Genomic DNA, 16,261 nt, shown 5'->3' on the forward strand with positions numbered 1-16,261 from the left:
GGTGAACCAATCCAGCGATTGGGCGTGGTCCTCAGACCATTCTTCGAGAAACTTGTGTTGCTGATAGGCTCCAACAACGAAGGCTGGGATTGCAGCGAAGAAAAGGACGTGCGTCAGAGCCGACACAATCGTCTCTAGCATTATCGACAGCCTCCAAAACACCGCTGCTACACCGCGAGTCTAGCAGGTATCCCGGATTTGGCACCGCGCCGGATGACGCTTCGCGTCACTTCTCCCGGAAGGCCCGCATGAACTGGTCGTGCAGCGGCTTCAACAGGTAGGACAGCATGGTGCGGTCGCCGGTCTGGACGAAGGCTTCGACCGGCATGCCGGGGATCAGCTTGGAATCGCCGAGCCGGGCGACCTCCTCGGCCGACATCGAGACGCGGATCGTGTAGTAGCTCTGGCCCGTGCGCTGGTCGGTCGTGACGTCAGGCGAGACGCGGCTGACCACGCCGTTGAGCTCGGGCGTGGTGCGCTGGTTGAAGGCGGACAGACGCAGCAACGTCTTCTGGCCGATCTGCAGCTTGTCGATATCGACCGGATTGACCTTGGCCTCGACCTGGAGATCGTCGGTCTGCGGCACGATCAGCATCAGGGTGTCGCCGGCGGTGACGACGCCGCCGACGGTGTGCACCGTCGATTGCAGCACCATGCCGTCCTGCGGCGCGCGGATGTCGACGCGGCGGAGCTGGTCTTCGGCCGCGACCTTGCGCTCGATCAGCTCGCCGCTCTTGTCGTTGGTCTCGCGCAGATCCTTGGAGACCTCGCTCACCATGTCCTTGTCGACCTGGATGATCTGCAGCTCGGTCTCGGTGATCTTGCCCTTCGCCTGCGCCCGCGAGGCGATGTATTGCGCGCGCTCGCCGTTGAGACGGGCCGAGTCGCGCTCGAGCGTGGTCAGGCGCGAGATCTGGACCAGGTGCTTGTCATAGAGATCGCGCACGCCGGTGAGCTCCTGCTGCACCAGCGCGATCTCCTTGTCCTTGGCTTTCTCCTGCGCCTGGAGACCATCGATCTCCTCATTGAGCTGCTGGATGCGTTCACGCAGCTGCGCCTTCTGGCCGGCGCGGCCGTTGACGCGGACCTCGAACAGCTTGCTTTCGGCTGACAGCAGGGCCTTGACGTCGGGATCGTCACGGCGGTCAAGCAGCGCTTGCGGGAATTCGATCTTGTCGAGACCGCGCTGTTCGGCCTGAAGCCGTGCCGCACGCGCCTGCGCGGCGTCGAGATTCTTGGTGACGATGGCGAGATTGGCCCTGGTGACGGTGTCGTCGAGCCGCACCACGATGTCGCCGGCCTTGACCACGTCGCCGTCACGCGCGCGCACCTCGCCGACCACGCCGCCGGTCGGGTGTTGCACCTTCTTGACGTTGGATTCGACCACGATCTGGCCCGGCGCGATCAGCGCGCCTGAGATCAGCACGGTCGAGGCCCAGCCGCCGAGACCGACGGCGAGGAACGCCACGATGCCGAGACCAAGGAACAGATGAAACCGGATCGATTCCCGCACCGTCTTGGGCGCAGCGGGCTTGGTCCCGCCAACCGTCATCGTGCTCATGCTTTGGCCACTCCGCCTTCGCTGACGACCTTGATCGGCGCCGGCGGCGCGACGCGGGGCTGCAGCACCTGGGCGAGCACCTGCTCCTTCGGGCCGAAGGCCTGCATGCGGCCGTCGCGCAGCACCAGGATCTGGTCGACCGCCTCGACGCCGATCGGGCGATGCGCCACCACAATGACAATGGCGCCGCGTTCACGCGATGTGCGGATGGCGCGGGTCAGCGCCTCGTCACCTTCGGTGTCGAGATTGGAATTGGGCTCGTCAAGCACGATCAGGAACGGATTGCCGTAGAGCGCGCGCGCCAGCGCCACGCGCTGGGCCTGGCCTGCGGAGAGCGAGGCGCCCTGCTCGCCGACCTGCGTGTTGTAGCCCTCGCGCATCTTGATGATCATCTCGTGCACGCCGGCCTCCTTGGCCGCGGAGATGATGCCGTCGGACGTCGCCTCGGGATCGAAGCGGCTGATGTTCTGCGCGATGGTGCCGCCGAACAGCTCGACGTCCTGAGGCAGATAGCCGATGTGGCGGCCGAGCACGTCACTCGACCATTGGTCGAGCGCCGCGCCGTCGAGCCGGACCTTGCCGCGAACCGGCTGCCAGACACCGACCAGCGCGCGGATCAGCGAGGACTTGCCGGAGCCGCTCGGCCCGATCACGCCGAGGCCGTTGCCGGCTTCCAGCGCAAAGGTGACGTCCTGCACGATGATGCGCTGGTCGCCCGGCGCCACCATGGCGACGCCTTCGACCGAGAGCCGGCTGGTGGGCGCCTGCAACTGGGTCGGCGTTGCCTGCGCCGGCATCTGCTCCAAGAGGCGGCTGAGGCGATGCCAGCTCTGGCGGGCCGCCACGAAGGATTTCCAGTGCGCGATCGCAAGATCGACCGGCGCCAACGCGCGGGCCGAGAGGATCGAGCCGGCGATGATGATGCCGGCGGTCGCCTCCTGGTGGATGACGAGATAGGCACCGACCGCGAGCACCGCCGATTGCAGCATCATGCGCAGCACTTTTGCGATTGCGCCGAGGCCGCCGGCGACATCGCTCGCGCGCTGATTGCCGGCGAGGTATTTTTCGTTGGCCGCGCTCCAGCGCTGGTTCAGCCGGCCGGCCATGCCCATCGACACCAGCACTTCGGCGTTGCGGCGGCTGGACTGGGCGAGGTCGTTGCGCTGGGCGGCAAGGCCCATCGCCTCCTTCGCCGGCTGGCGGGACAGGAATTCGGTGACCAGGGTCAGCCCGACCAGGATGATAGCGCCGACCAGCGCGGTCACGCCGATCATGACATGGAAGGCGAAGCAGATGGCGAGATAGAGCGGCAGCCAGGGCAGGTCGAAGAAGGCACTCGGGCCCATGCCGCTCAGGAAGGAACGGACATTGTCGAGATCGCGCAGCGGTTGCAGCCCCTCGTTGCGGTTGCCGACCAGCAGCGGCAGGCGCACGATGGTGTCGAACACGCGCTTGTTGAGGGCCTCGTCGAGCGCGGTGCCGACCCGTCCGAGGATGCGGCCGCGGATCATGTCGAGCACGCCCTGGCCCATATAGAGGCCGCTGGCGAGGATGATCAGACCAACCAGGGTCGGGATGCTGCGGCTCGGCAGCACCCGGTCATAGACCTCCAGCATGAAGATCGAGCCGGTCAGGTAGAGCAGGTTGATCATGCAGCTCATGAAGCCCACGCCGACGAACGCCGTGCGGCAGGCACGCAGCGCGTCACCGAGCTCTGAACGGCGTAAGCCCGGAACGGCTGCCATCAGTCTGATCTCTTTCGGGTAAGGGGCAAAACCCCTGATTTCAAAGGTAAATTGAAGCTACTCGCCTCGGATTAATATCGGGTATTTCCCGCGTGCAACGCAATCGAATTAATCCGGGCCCGTCACATCTACCTCTAACGGCCCGATCTGCAAGTCCGGTATTTCACAGTCTTTGCGGCTTTTTCTGGCAAAGACGACCACCTCTCCCCAGGTTGTGGGGAGAGGCGCAGGGTTCCGATCGACGGAAACAAGCCCGCTAGAGCCGGCCACCGCCGCGCACCAGCCGCACCACCAGCAGCAGGATGACGGCGCCGATCGCGGAATAGATGATTTCCGAGACCAGCCCGAGGCCGAGATGGATGCCGAGCTTCGGGAACAGGAAACTCGCGACAAACGCGCCGGCGATGCCGATCACGATGTCACCGATGATGCCGAACCCACTCCCCCGCACGACCTTGCCGGCGAGCCAGCCGGCGACCAGGCCGACGAACAGGATGATGATGAGGCTTTGACCAGAAATGTACATAAGTGGAAGTCCCTCTCCGTGAACGCGGCCATGGAACCGGAACCGGGATGAATGGGGTCTGAATGGTGTCGCGGGACGGCCCCTCAAGCGAGAATCGCAAAACAACCCCATGCACAGTAGCAACGGCTCCCCGCCGCGATGCGCGGTGGGTTGTGACAACCTCATGTGTGAGTGGAGGATTTTCGGCTACGTCGCCGTCGCAGCCTCCGCCAGCACGCATCTCGCGGCACGGCCCGGGCCGACCTCCACGTTCGGCGGCAGCTGCTCCAGGCAGCGCGGCTCGGCGAGCTTGCAGCGGGGGGCGAAGGAGCAGCAGTTCGGCTTTTCGGCGAGCGACGGCGGGGTGCCGGGGATGGTCTCGAGCCGCTGCCCCCGCCTGGCGCCATGGATGGTCGAGGCCAGCAGACCCTTGGCGTAGGGATGGACCGGCGAGCGGACGATATCGCGAAGCGTCCCCTGCTCCACGATCTGGCCGGCATACATCACCGCGACGCGGTCGCAGATCTCGATCGCAACGCCGATATCGTGGGTGACGAAGATGACGGACATCCCGAACTCGCGCTGCAATTCGCGCAGCAGCAGCAGGATCTGGATCTGCACCGTGGCGTCGAGCGCCGTGGTCGGCTCGTCCGCCAGCAGAATCTTCGGACGGCAGGCCAGCGCGAGCGCGATCATCGCACGCTGGCGCATGCCGCCGGACATTTCGTGCGGATAGGCATCGAGCCGCCGTTTTGCCGAGGGGATGCGCACCACCTCCAGCATCTCGAGCGCGCGGGCCCTACCCTCCGCGTCGCTTTTGCCTTCGTGGCGCACCACGCTCTCGGCGATCTGCGCACCGATGGTGTAGACCGGGTCGAGCGCCAGCGCCGGCTCCTGAAAGATCATCGACACGGTCTGGCCGCGGAACGACGACAACTCCTCGTCGTTCATGGCGAGCACGTCACGCCCCATCACGCTGACCTTGCCGGAAATCTGCGTGCGCTTCTTCGGCAACAGCCGCATCAGCGCACGCAGGGTCACGCTCTTGCCCGAACCGGACTCGCCGAGCAGGCCCAACACCTCGCCATCACCAAGCGAGAGATTGAGATCGTTCACGGCATAGACCGTGCGCTCGCCGGTGAAGCGAATGTTGAGGCCTGAGATCTCGACGAGCTCTGTCATGACGGCAGTTTTGGCAATCGGTCGTGATAATCCGTGACGCGCTGGAACGCCGCACCGATGGTGAGCAAGGTCGCTTCATCAAAGGAGCGGCCGATCAGCTGCATGCCGATTGGCAGGCCAGCTTTGGTGAAGCCCGAGGGCACGGTGAGCGAGGGCAGGCCGAGGAAATTCACCGGACGGGTGAACAACGTCAGCCGCTGCAGCAACGCCGGCGCATTCGGTCCGCCGCCGACATCGCTCTCCTCGATCGTCGGCGCCGGGACAGGCGAGGCCGGCGCGATGATCGCGTCGACGCCAGCGGCCGCCGCATTGTGCGCGGCGAGTGCCGGGCCACGCCAGCGCATCGCCTCGAGGTAGGTGATGGCGGGAACGGCGAGGCCGTTCTGCAGCCGCATCAGTACCTGCGCGCCATAATCCTGCGGCCGCTCGATCATCCAGCGCTTGTGGAAAGCGGCGGCTTCCGCCGCGAGCACGAGCTGGCTTGCCGCGGACAATTGCCGCTGGTCCGGCAGCTCCACCTTGACGATGTCGGCACCCTCGCGCTTGAGCACCGCGATCGTCTCGTCCAGCACCCGCGCGACCTCGCTGTCGAGATCATCGACATAGAAGGACGCGGGGACGCCGATCTTGAGGCCCTTCAGCGAGCCCCTGGTCGCCGCGACATAGTCCGACAGTGGCTCGTGGCTCGCGGTCGAATCCTCGGGGTCGGGGCCAGCCATCAGCGCCAGCAGCAGCGCGCAATCTTCCGCGGTGCGCGCAAGCGGGCCGACCGTGTCGAGCGATTGCGACAGCGGCATCGCGCCGGCGCGGCTGACGCGGCCGACCGTGGTCTTCAGCCCCGTGACGCCGCAGAAATGCGCGGGCATGCGGATCGAGCCGCCGGTATCCGAGCCGAGCGCCGCATAGGTCAGCCGCGCGGCGACCGCCGAGCCCGAGCCCGAGGAGGACCCGCCGGTGATATGCGCGACGTTCCAGGGATTGCGCACCGGGCCGTAATGGGCGTTGTGGCCAGTCGGGCCGTAGGCGAACTCTGCAAGGTGCAGCGTACCAAGGCGAACCTGTCCGGCGTCCTTCAAGCGCTGCAACGCGGTCGAGGTGACGGTCGGCACGAAATCGTGGCGGATCAGCGAGCCGCAGGTCGCAACCTTGCCGGCGTCGTAATACATGTCCTTGTGAGCCAGCGGGACACCATGCAGCGGGCCTCGCACCTCGCCCTTGGCAAGCTCGGCATCGGCGGTATCGGCTGCCTTCAGCGCGGCCTCCGACTCGATCGACATGAAGGCGTTGAGATGCGGCTGCCATTGCGCGATGCGGTGCAACAGCGCGCGCGTCACCTCATGCGAGGAGATCTGCTTCATCGCGATCGCACGCGCGACCTCGGTAAGCGTCATCAGGGCAGGTTCAGTGCTCATTTCGACACCTTCGCGGCTTGCGCGAGCGGATAGAGCGCGGGCTCGAGGTCGAACGGCAGCGTGCCGGCGATGGCGGCAAAACCCTCGAAGGCCGGCCCGATGGAATTGGAGATGCGTGTCGCGATCTCCTCGTCGACAGGAACACCGGCGACCTGCGCCGTCGCCTGGATTTCTTTTGTCGTCGGTCTCGTCATGCGGTTTCCTCTCCCGGCGCGCGGCTATGGCCAGATCCCGGAATGGCCATATAGCACGCGGCCTCGTGGCCCATTGTATCGAGCGCTGTGAGCTTTGGTGTCGCATTTGCGCAGAGCGGCTCCGCAAACGGACAACGGGTGTGGAAGCGGCAGCCCGCCGGCGGGTCGATCGGATTGGGCGGATCGCCCGAGATCGGCGGCTTCTCCGTGCGGCTATCAGGATCGGAGGACGGCATCGCGGCCAACAATGCACGCGTGTAGGGATGTGCGGGCTGGTCCCAGACCTGGTCGACCGGGCCGAGCTCGACGACCTCGCCGAGATACATCACCAGCACGCGGTCGCTGATGTAGCGCACGACGTTGAGGTCATGACTGATGAAGAGATAGGTCAGGCCGAACTCGCGCTTGAGGTCGGCGAGCAGGTTGAGCACCTGCGCCTCGACGGATTTGTCGAGCGCCGAGACGGCCTCATCGAGGATCACTAGCCGCGGCGACAGCGCGAGCGCGCGGGCGATGTTGACGCGCTGGCGCTGGCCGCCGGAGATTTCGTGCGGATAGCGGTTGGCGAAATTTGCAGGGACCAAGCCGACCTTGCCGAGCAGTTCACGGGCCAGCGCGCGTGCTGCGCTATCAGCCATGCCATGGACCTTCGGGCCGAAGGCGATCGACTCCTCGATCGTCAGGCGTGGATTGAGCGAGGCATAGGAATCCTGGAACACCATCTGCATGCCGCGGCGCAGCTCGCGCAACGACAGAGCCTGCCCGACGGTCATGCCGTCATAGATGATGTCGCCGTCATCGCGCGGCATCAGGTGCATCAAGAGGCGCGCGGTGGTCGATTTGCCGCAGCCGGACTCGCCGACGATACCGACTGTCTCGCCCTTGGCGACGGAGAAGGAGACATTGTCCACCGCGCGCACGGTGCGCTTGGCGGCAAACAGCCCGCCGCGGACGGGGAAGTGTTTTGTCAGGCCGTTGACCTGAAGCAGCGGCTGCGCGACGCCGCCGCGGTCTTCAACCGGCTCCAGCATGGCGATGGAAGTGGCGGTCTCGCTCATGCCCGCGATCTCCCACCTCTCCCCGACGGGGAGAGGTCGGCGCGCAGCGCCGGGTGAGGGGGCGCGGCAAACTCGGTGCAGCGGAACCCCTCACCCGGATCGCATCTGACGACGCGATCCGACCTCTCCCTATGGGAGAGGTGTGGCACCGCCGACGCCGCGACAATCTGCGTTTCTCTCATCATGGGCTAGTTCCTGATGTCCATGGCGCTGCGCAGGCCGTCCGAGAGCAGGTTGAAGCAGATCGACACCGCGAAGATCATCGCGCCCGGCAAAGCTGCCACCCAGGGATTGACGTAGATCGCGGTGCGCAAGGTGTTGAGCATCAGGCCCCATTCCGGCTCCGGCGGTTTTGTGCCGAGGCCGAGGAAGGAGAGGCCCGCGGCCAGGATCATCGAGACCGAGATCAGGCTGGTGGCATAGACGAAGATCGCCCCCAGCACGTTGCCGAGGATGTGCACGCGCATGATGGTGAAGGGCCCGGCACCGGAGGCGCGCGCGGCTTCGACGAAATCCATGTTGCGCACGCCGGTCGTGACGCTCTCGGCGACACGGGTGATCTGCGGCACGAACACGATGGTGAGCGCCACGATGGAGTTGAGGATGCCGGCGCCGAGCGCGCCGGAGATCGCGATCGCCAGCAGCACGGAGGGAAAGGCGTAGAACACGTCCACCGTGCGCATGATCGCGGTGTTGAGCTTGCCGCCGACATAACCGGCGATGATGCCGAGCGAGGTGCCGATGCCGAAGGCGAGGATCACGGGCAAAATGCCGATCACCAATGACAGCCGTCCGCCGTAAATCAGCCGCGCCAGCATGTCGCGGCCGAGCTCGTCGGTGCCGAGCGGATAGCCTGAAGTGCCGATGTGGCGGAGGCGGCGGATCATCGAGCCCTTGTAGGGATCTTCCAGACCCAGCAACGGCGCAAGGATGGCGGAGACGAAGATCAGCAGCAGCACGATGGCGCAGGCCATGCTGACCTTGTCGCGCAGGATGCGACGGCCGACCGTCGCCCAATAACCGCGCGCCTTGGTCGCGGGCGCGGCCTGCAGCGCGGCGTCGGTGGTGGCGGACAAGGGGAGCTCGCTCATGGCCGGGCTCCGCTTGGAGATGAGGCTGAACGATGCAAGCCGAGGAGACGGTGCACCTCTCCCGCTTGCGGGAGAGGTCGCGCCAAAGGCGCGGGTGAGGGTTTTCTCCTCTGGGGGGTTCTCGCGAGAGGAGACACCCTCTCCCCAACCCTCCCCCGCAGGCGGGGGAGGGAGCGCACCGTTTGCTTGGCAACAGCTGGGCTCACCGCTAGCCCCGCTTGATGCGCGGATCGATCGCGGCTTGCGCGATGTCGACCAGCAGGTTGAGAAAGACGAAGAACAGCGCCAGCACCAGGATCGTGCCCTGCAGCAGCGGCAGGTCGCGCTGGAAGATCGCCGAGTTGAGCAGGAAGCCCGAGCCCGGCCAGGAGAACACGGTCTCGATCAGGATCGAGCCGCCGAGCATGTAGCCGAGCTGGAGTCCCATCACCGCGAGCGCGGTCGGCGCGGCGTTCTTGATGACGTGGCGGAACACCCCGCGCTCATGCAGGCCCTTGGCGCGCAGCGCCTCGACGAAATCCTGCGAGAGAATGTCGCCGGTGAGCGCGCGCACCGTGCGGGTGACGATGCCCATCGGGATCACCGAGGTCGTGATCGCCGGCAGCACCAGATATTTCAGATGCGCCCAGTCCCAGGCCCAGGAGTTGGAGCCGTTGGGACCGGCGCCGACCGCGGGCAGCCAGTTCAGCTCGACCGAGAAAATGATCACGAGCACCATGCCAAGCCAGTAATGCGGCACCGAGACGCCGGCGATGGCGAACGACGTCGCGAGCTTGTCGATCCAGGTCTCGCGAAAGTAGCCTGCGATCAGGCCGAGCAGGATGCCCATGGTGAAGCCGATAAAAGCGGCGGCAATCGCCAGCGTCACGGTGTTGCCGACCGCGCGCATGACCTCGGCGAGCACCGGGCGTCCCGTCGCGATGGAATTGCCGAGATCGCCGTGTAGCGCACGCAGCAGCCAGAGCCCGAATTGCACCGGCAGCGGCCGGTCGAACCCATAGGCGGCGCGAAGCTGTGCCGCGAGCTCTTGCGAGGCATCGGCCGGCAGCACCGCGACCAGCGGATCGCCCGGCGTGATGTGCACGAGCAGAAAGCACACCAGCGCCACGCTGATGACGATCGGGATCACATAGACGATGCGTCTGGCGATATAGGCGAGCACGTTTGATACTCAGGTTAGCGCGTAGATGCCGTCATGGCCGGGCTTGTCCCGGCCATCCACGTACTTGTTCCGTCATTCCGGGGCGATGCGCAGCATCGAACCCGGAATGACCGAGCAATTGGAAAGACGTGGATGCCCGGGTCAAGCCCGGGCATGACGTGTTGATAGAGCGTGCTCGCCTCACTACTGAATCGAGATCGGCGAGAAGTCGATGAACCAGCTCTTCGGCTGGATCACGCCGGTCACCTTCGGGCTCATGGCGCGCGGGCCGACGTCGTGGGCGACGTAGAGGAAGGCTGCGTCGTCGACGGAGGCTGCGTGCAGCTCGGCGAGCGCGGCATCGCGCGCGACGGGATCGAAGGTCTGCCGCGCCTTCTTCACCAGCTCGTCGAACTTGGGATTGTTGATGAAACCCCAATTGTTCGAGACCGGCGGGGCCATGCCCGATTGCAGGAAGCGCACCAGCGCGAAGAACGGGTCCATCGCCGCGTAGGTGACGTTGGTCGCATTCGAGCCGTTGGCGCTGGGATCCTTGGCGCCGCGACGCCAGTTGGTGAACAGCGTGTTCCACTCGATGACGTCAAGCTGCACGTCGAAATAACATTCGGCGAGGGCCTGCTGGAGATATTCGTTCATCGGCAGCGGCTGCATCTGGCCCGAGCCCGACGCCGAGGTCTGGATCTTCACCGTCAGCTTCTTGTTCGGACCGAAGCCGGCCTCCTGCATCAGTTTCTGCGCGGCCGGCTTGTCGTATTTGATCTCGAAGGTCGGCTTGCCGCGCCAGGGATGGCCGGGCTCGAACGTGCCGGTCGCGGGCACCATCAGGCCGGCGAGCAGGCCGTCCTTGAGGCCTTCGCGGTCAACGCAGAGATTGGCGGCCTTGCGAACGCGAATGTCGTTCCAGGGCGAGCCTTCGACGCGCGAGAACTGCCACGGCCAGACATGCGGCTGCTCATTGGCATAGAGCTTGAAGCCGCGCTGCTTCAGCTCGGGCAGCGCATCCGGCGCCGGCGCCTCGACCCAATCGACCTGTCCGGACAGCAGCGCCGCGGTGCGCGCATTGGCCTCGGGCATCGGCAACAGAACCATCTTGTCGATCTTGGGCACGCGCGCCTTGTCCCAATAGTCAGCATTCTTGACCAGCTCGAGCCGCTCGCGCGGCGTGAAGCCCGCCATCTTCCAGGGGCCGGTGCCCGCGGCGTCCTTGGCAAAGGCGGCCCAGGCGGCCTGCGATTTGGCCTTGGCGTCGGCGCCTTCCGCCTTGTCATAGAAGTGCTGCCACTTCGCCGGGCTCGCCATGAAGAGATTGGTGAGATTGATCGGCAGGAAGCTGTCGGGCTCCTTGGTGGTGAGCTCGACCGTCATGTCGTCGATCTTCTTCGCGGACGCCAGCGTCGGCATGCGCGAGGCCGTGACGCCGACCTGGCTCGGATCGAACTGCGGCGCGTCCTGCTTCAGGACCTTATCGACGTTCCACACCACGGCATCGGCGTTGAACGGAGTGCCGTCATGGAAGGTGACGCCGGGGCGCAGCTTGAAGGTCCATTTGGTCTTGTCCGACTCGTCGACCTTCCACTCGGTGGCAAGGCCGGGGATCACCACGCTGGGCTTGTCGGCGGACGACAGGTCCCAGCCGGTGAGCGCGTCATACATGGTGACGCCGGTGAAGCGGTTGCCTTCAAAACCCTGGTCAGGCTGACCAAGCGTGCGTGGAATATCGGCAGCGGTCATGCCGATGCGCAGCACTGTCTCGGCGCTGGCCGCGCGCGGCCATGCGGCCGCAGTCGTCACGGCAAGTGCAGCGATCAGCGCTGCACGCGCGGTTGTCTTGATAAGCATCGCCGTCGTCCTTTTCCCTGAAACGATGATTAATTTTGATGCAAACGTATGCAATGGCTATGCCAGCGAAGAAACTTATTCTGCAAATTGCCCCTGCGACGACAAGTCCTTGTGATCGCGCGCGTGCATGGGCGCCAGGCTGCCTATTCTGGCATCAAGATTGCAGCGTTTGAGCCCGACTTCGTCCTGGGAGCTTTGGGCCATGCGTATTCGTTTAACGACCTGTCTCGCCGCGCTTGCGCTGGCGATATCAGCACTTTCGGCGCGCGCCGAAACGGTGGTGCGCTACGGCATCTCGATGGCGGATATTCCGCTGACGACGGGCCAGCCCGATCGCGGGGCCGGCGCCTATCAGTTCACGGCCTATACGATCTACGATCCGCTGGTGGCGTGGGAGATGGACGTCGCCGATCGGCCGGGCAAGCTGGTGCCGGGGCTCGCGACCGAATGGAAGGTCGACGACACCGACAAGACCAAGTGGCGCTTCACGCTTCGCAAGGGCGTGAAGTTTCACGACGGCAGCGAGTTCAACGCCGACGCCGTGATCTGGAACCTCGACAAGGTTCTCAACGACAAGGCGCCGCAATTCGACAAGCGGCAGAGCGCGCAGGTGAAGACCCGCCTGCCCTCGGTCGCCAGCTACGCCAAGATCGACGACTTCACCGTGGAGATCACCACCAAGACGGTCGATTCCTTTTTTCCCTATCAGATGCTGTGGTTCCTGGTCTCGAGCCCGGCGCAATATGAGAAGCTCGGCAAGGATTGGGACAAGTTCGCGAGCCAGCCCTCCGGCACCGGCCCGTTCAAGCTGACGAAACTGGTGCCGCGCGAGCTCGCCGAGCTCAGCAAGAATCCCGACTACTGGAATCCGAAGCGGATTCCCAAGGTCGACAAGATGGTTCTGTTGCCGATGCCGGAAGCGCTGACGCGCACCAATGCGCTGCTCGCAGGCCAAGTCGACCTGATCGAGACGCCGGCGCCGGACGCCGTGCCACAGCTCAAGGCCGCGGGCATGAAGATCGTCGACAACGTCACGCCGCATGTCTGGAATTATCATCTCAGCGTGCTGCCGGGCTCGCCCTGGACCGACATCCGCCTGCGCAAGGCGCTGAACCTTGCCATCAACCGCGACGAGGTCGTCGGGCTGATGAACGGCCTCGCCAAGCCTGCCAAGGGCCAGGTCGACCCGTCGAGCCCGTGGTTCGGCAAGCCGAGTTTTGAGCTGAAATACGATCTCGCCACCGCGAAGAAGCTGGTCGAGGAAGCCGGCTATTCTAAAGAAAAGCCTCTGAAGACCACCTTCATCATCGCGCAAGGCGGCACGGGGCAGATGCTGTCGCTGCCGATGAACGAATTCCTGCAGCAGAGTTTCAAGGAGATCGGGATCGACATCGACTTCAAGGTCGTGGAGCTCGAGACGCTATACACGCATTGGCGCAAGGGCGCGGCCGACGAGATCAACGCCGGCATCACCGCCAACAACATCGCCTATGTCACGTCAGATCCGCTCTACGCCATCGTCCGCTTCTTTGCTTCCGACCAGATCGCGCCGGTCGGCGTCAACTGGGGCGGCTACAAGAACCCGAAAGTGGATGCGCTGATCAACGAGGCCAAGCAAACTTTCGACACCGCCAAGCAGGACGAGCTGATCGCGCAGGCCCATGCGCTCGTGGTCGACGATGCCGCGCTGGTCTGGGTCGTCCACGACACCAACCCGCACGCGCTGTCGCCGAAGATCAAGCAGTTCGTGCAGGCGCAGCACTGGTTCCAGGACCTGACGACGATCAGCGTGGAGTGAGGCCCGGCAAGCGCAGCTGCCGTAGGGTGGGCAAAGCGATAGCGTGCCCACCAGCCGGTACAATTCAGCGCGAGATGGTGGCACGGCGCTATGCGCCTTTGCCCACCCTACGAGAGCGGTTGATGTGGCCACGCCGGTGCGTCAAATGCCGCTGTCGTCCCGGGCAAGCGTCAGCGCAGACCCGGGACCCATAGCCACAGGGAGTGACTTGGCGAAGACTCGAAGTTGCTAGCTCGGGCTGCAACTTCTTCCTGAGGTTATGGGTCCCCGCATTCGCGGGGACGACACCGAATATGTGGCACCATTCGGGCCACGATGGCGATCAGCCCTACTTCGTCAGCAGCGCATACGCCCCCGTCCAGTCCTCCGACGGCGGTTTGACCTTGAACTCCTTGATGCGCGCTTCGTACAGCTTGAACAGCTTCTCCAGCGTGTCGGCATCCTCGCTCTTGCGGCCGCGTTCGATCGCGTCCAGTGCGCCCTGCCAGTCGCGGCCGCGGTAGCAGCTGAGCATCTCGATGGTGATGTTGCGCAGACGCTGGAACGCGGCCGATTGCATCACGTCCTCGCGGCCGGCGATGGCGTAGATCACCTCGGGCTCGGTCTTGCCCTTGACCATGATGAAGTCGAGCTCGAGGATCGCGAACCTGTCCTTGGCGGCGAGCGCCGTGCGCGAGCCGACGATGATGGGAAATCCGTATTCCTTGGTCTGGCCTTCCAGGCGCGAGGCCAGGTTCACGCTGTCGCCGAGCACCGAATAGTTCTTCTTCAGGTCGGAGCCCATGTTGCCGACCACCCCGATGCCGGTGTTGAGGCCGATGCCGACATTGAGCGGGATGTAGACGCGGCCACCGTCGGCCGCTTCCTGCTCGCGCTCCTTGTTGACGGCGTCGATCTTCTCGAGCATCTGGACTGCGGCCTCGCAGGCATGGACCTGATGCCCGGCATCGTCGATCGGCGCGTTCCAGAACGCCATGATGGCGTCACCCATATACTTGTCGACGTAACCCTTCTGCTCGATGATCACGTCCGTGAGCGGCGTCAGGAAGCGGTTCATCAGCGTGATCAGGCCTTGCGGATCGTGCTTGTAGCTCTCCGAGATCGTGGTGAAACCGCGCACATCGGAGAACATGATCGTCATCTCGCGCTCCTCACCGCCGAGCACGACTTTCTCCGGCGACTGCGCCAGCTGCTCGACCAGGACGGGCGACATGTACTGCGCGAAGATGCCGCGGATCTGCATGCGCTGGCGCTGCTCGCGCACGAAGCTCGCGAAGATGAAAGTCAGATAGATCGCAGTGGTCGAGAGCAGCGGATAGGTGAAGTCGATCAGGTAGCGGGACTTCCAATAAAAGAACCAGGAGGTGCCGACCAGGATGGCGGCGAACAGCGCGCCCGCCAGCACCAGCCGGACCGGACCGAGATTCGGCGTGAAGATGATGACGAGGATGCCGATGATCAGCGCGGCGAGCAATTCGACGCCGAGCGCGTAGCCCGGCTGGGAGATGGCTGCGCCGGTCAGTATGCTTTCGAGCACCTGGGCGTGGATCTCGACGCCGGGCATAGTCGAGGACACCGGTGTGGTCTTGATGTCGTTCAGCCCGACCGCGGAGGTGCCGATCAGCACCAGCTTGCCGGCGATTTTGCTTGGCGGCACCGTGTTGTCGAGCACGTCGGCCGCCGAGACGTAGATCGAGGGATCTTGCCTCGCATAGTGCACCCAGAGCTGACCGTTCTTGTCGGTCGGGATCTCGCCGCTCTTGAGCCGAATGGCGCGAATTCCGGTCTTGCTGGTGCGAACCAGCAGCGTCGGCGTGCCGGTGATGACCCTGAGGATCTCAAGGCTGAGCGAGGGCATGATGTGGTCCTGGGCGCGCATGATCATCGGCACGCGGCGGATCAGGCCGTCGCGCTCGGTCCGGATCGTGAACAGGCCGCGCCCCGCCGCGGCCTGCTCGATGATGGGCACGTTGCGCAAGAGGCCCGGGAATTCGAACAGAAAGCGCTCGGCCTCCGCTTCACCGACTGTCGCCACGCCGGTGAACGGAAGCGTCTTGTCGATCTCCGACGTGATCACCGACTGTCCGGTCTCGCCGAGCACCACGTGCGATCGCTTGATGGCGTCCGAAAGGACCTGGTCGTTGCTCGGGAGTTCGCGCAGCCTGACGCGCGTGGCCTCGTCGAGATAACGCATCTGGCCGGCGACCAGATCCGGGTTGAGCCGGTCGGGTTCCGAAAACACCACGTCGAAGCCGATCGCCACCGCCCCGCTATTGGTGAGGTTGATGATCATGTCCGCGATCCGCGTCCGTGACCATGGCCATTGGCCAAACTTGGCAAGGCTCTTGTCGTCGATGTCGACGATGGTGACCGGCCGCACCCCCTTCTTGTCGCGCGGGTCGAGCAACTGGAACATGTCAAAGGTGCGCAGCCGCAGCTCCTGCACCGGCGGCGGATCCCAGACGCGCAAGGCTGCGAAGACGACCAGCAGCCCAAGACACATCAGCCGCGCCAAGCCGAACTTTTGCGCAAACCACCGGCGCCAGATTTTGAGACGTTTCATGTCAGTCGAGCTTCCTGCCGCGCATCACCCCCTCGGAGCCGATCATGGAGCGTTCGCGCGCCGTTGGCCATTCCCTGATGGCCGAGGATTGCGGATTTTCGTTCGCGGTTAAGCGGTGCGCTCATCGCCGGCCCGCCGGACGGATCCGGCG

General features: G+C 64.8%; 12 protein-coding genes. 1 reads left to right on the forward strand and 11 read right to left on the reverse strand.

Going from position 1 to position 16,261, the window contains the following annotated elements; all coding sequences use genetic code 11:
• Positions 1-226: 226 nt before the first annotated feature.
• The 10 genes from XH89_RS34720 to XH89_RS34765 all read right to left on the reverse strand — a co-directional run bounded on the left by XH89_RS34720 (position 227) and on the right by XH89_RS34765 (position 11,749).
• Positions 227-1,561, reverse strand: a complete 1,335-nt coding sequence (locus XH89_RS34720) for an HlyD family type I secretion periplasmic adaptor subunit (RefSeq protein WP_194464772.1) — start codon at positions 1,559-1,561, stop codon at positions 227-229.
• The gene (locus XH89_RS34725) at positions 1,558-3,306 is read right to left on the reverse strand and encodes a type I secretion system permease/ATPase (protein ID WP_194464773.1); all 1,749 of its coding nucleotides are present in this window, start codon (positions 3,304-3,306) and stop codon (positions 1,558-1,560) included. Before XH89_RS34725 ends, XH89_RS34720 begins: the two co-directional genes overlap by 4 nt.
• A 256-nt stretch (positions 3,307-3,562) precedes the next feature.
• Complete coding sequence (locus tag XH89_RS34730) at positions 3,563-3,832, reverse strand: GlsB/YeaQ/YmgE family stress response membrane protein (protein ID WP_194464774.1); 270 nt, start codon at positions 3,830-3,832, stop codon at positions 3,563-3,565.
• A 186-nt stretch (positions 3,833-4,018) separates the two neighbouring features.
• Positions 4,019-4,993, reverse strand: a complete 975-nt coding sequence (locus XH89_RS34735) for an ABC transporter ATP-binding protein (protein ID WP_194464775.1) — start codon at positions 4,991-4,993, stop codon at positions 4,019-4,021.
• Positions 4,990-6,405 (reverse strand): amidase, encoded by a 1,416-nt coding sequence (locus XH89_RS34740; protein WP_194464776.1) that lies wholly within the window; start codon positions 6,403-6,405, stop codon positions 4,990-4,992. The genes XH89_RS34735 and XH89_RS34740 overlap by 4 nt, the downstream gene beginning before the upstream one ends.
• Complete coding sequence (locus XH89_RS34745) at positions 6,402-6,599, reverse strand: hypothetical protein (protein WP_194464777.1); 198 nt, start codon at positions 6,597-6,599, stop codon at positions 6,402-6,404. The genes XH89_RS34740 and XH89_RS34745 overlap by 4 nt, the downstream gene beginning before the upstream one ends.
• A complete protein-coding gene (locus XH89_RS34750) occupies positions 6,596-7,657 on the reverse strand; it encodes an ABC transporter ATP-binding protein (RefSeq protein ID WP_194464778.1) in 1,062 nt (353 codons plus the stop codon). Before XH89_RS34750 ends, XH89_RS34745 begins: the two co-directional genes overlap by 4 nt.
• Positions 7,658-7,845: 188 nt before the next feature.
• Entirely contained in the window at positions 7,846-8,748 is a 903-nt protein-coding gene (locus XH89_RS34755; RefSeq protein ID WP_194464779.1) for an ABC transporter permease, read from the reverse strand.
• 208 nt (positions 8,749-8,956) lie between these two features.
• The gene (locus tag XH89_RS34760) at positions 8,957-9,910 is read right to left on the reverse strand and encodes an ABC transporter permease (RefSeq protein WP_194464780.1); all 954 of its coding nucleotides are present in this window, start codon (positions 9,908-9,910) and stop codon (positions 8,957-8,959) included.
• Between the two features lie 183 nt (positions 9,911-10,093).
• Positions 10,094-11,749, reverse strand: coding sequence for an ABC transporter substrate-binding protein (locus tag XH89_RS34765; protein WP_194464781.1), 1,656 nt, complete (start codon positions 11,747-11,749; stop codon positions 10,094-10,096).
• 202 nt (positions 11,750-11,951) lie between these two features.
• Between XH89_RS34765 and XH89_RS34770 the strand changes: the two genes are divergently transcribed.
• The gene (locus XH89_RS34770; protein ID WP_194464782.1) at positions 11,952-13,547 is read left to right on the forward strand and encodes an ABC transporter substrate-binding protein; all 1,596 of its coding nucleotides are present in this window, start codon (positions 11,952-11,954) and stop codon (positions 13,545-13,547) included.
• A gap of 328 nt (positions 13,548-13,875) precedes the next feature.
• On the opposite strand, the gene XH89_RS34775 is transcribed toward XH89_RS34770, so the two are convergent.
• Positions 13,876-16,110 carry a CHASE2 domain-containing protein gene (locus tag XH89_RS34775; protein WP_194464783.1) on the reverse strand — a complete coding sequence of 745 codons (2,235 nt, stop codon included), beginning with the start codon at positions 16,108-16,110 and terminating at the stop codon, positions 13,876-13,878.
• Between the last annotated feature and the right edge of the window lie 151 nt (positions 16,111-16,261).

The organism is Bradyrhizobium sp. CCBAU 53340, from assembly GCF_015291645.1.
Classification (GTDB): Bacteria; Pseudomonadota; Alphaproteobacteria; order Rhizobiales; family Xanthobacteraceae; genus Bradyrhizobium.

What these genes read in the sequence shown, in the direction of transcription:
- XH89_RS34755 (WP_194464779.1), bottom strand. Translation starts at nt 8,748, where the DNA reads ATGAGCGAGCTCCCCTTGTCCGCCACCACCGACGCCGCGCTGCAGGCC.
- XH89_RS34740 (WP_194464776.1), bottom strand. Translation starts at nt 6,405, where the DNA reads ATGAGCACTGAACCTGCCCTGATGACGCTTACCGAGGTCGCGCGTGCG.
- XH89_RS34745 (WP_194464777.1), bottom strand. Translation starts at nt 6,599, where the DNA reads ATGACGAGACCGACGACAAAAGAAATCCAGGCGACGGCGCAGGTCGCC.
- XH89_RS34765 (WP_194464781.1), bottom strand. Translation starts at nt 11,749, where the DNA reads ATGCTTATCAAGACAACCGCGCGTGCAGCGCTGATCGCTGCACTTGCC.
- XH89_RS34730 (WP_194464774.1), bottom strand. Translation starts at nt 3,832, where the DNA reads ATGTACATTTCTGGTCAAAGCCTCATCATCATCCTGTTCGTCGGCCTG.
- XH89_RS34720 (WP_194464772.1), bottom strand. Translation starts at nt 1,561, where the DNA reads ATGAGCACGATGACGGTTGGCGGGACCAAGCCCGCTGCGCCCAAGACG.
- XH89_RS34725 (WP_194464773.1), bottom strand. Translation starts at nt 3,306, where the DNA reads ATGGCAGCCGTTCCGGGCTTACGCCGTTCAGAGCTCGGTGACGCGCTG.
- XH89_RS34735 (WP_194464775.1), bottom strand. Translation starts at nt 4,993, where the DNA reads ATGACAGAGCTCGTCGAGATCTCAGGCCTCAACATTCGCTTCACCGGC.
- XH89_RS34775 (WP_194464783.1), bottom strand. Translation starts at nt 16,110, where the DNA reads ATGAAACGTCTCAAAATCTGGCGCCGGTGGTTTGCGCAAAAGTTCGGC.
- XH89_RS34770 (WP_194464782.1), top strand. Translation starts at nt 11,952, where the DNA reads ATGCGTATTCGTTTAACGACCTGTCTCGCCGCGCTTGCGCTGGCGATA.
- XH89_RS34750 (WP_194464778.1), bottom strand. Translation starts at nt 7,657, where the DNA reads ATGAGCGAGACCGCCACTTCCATCGCCATGCTGGAGCCGGTTGAAGAC.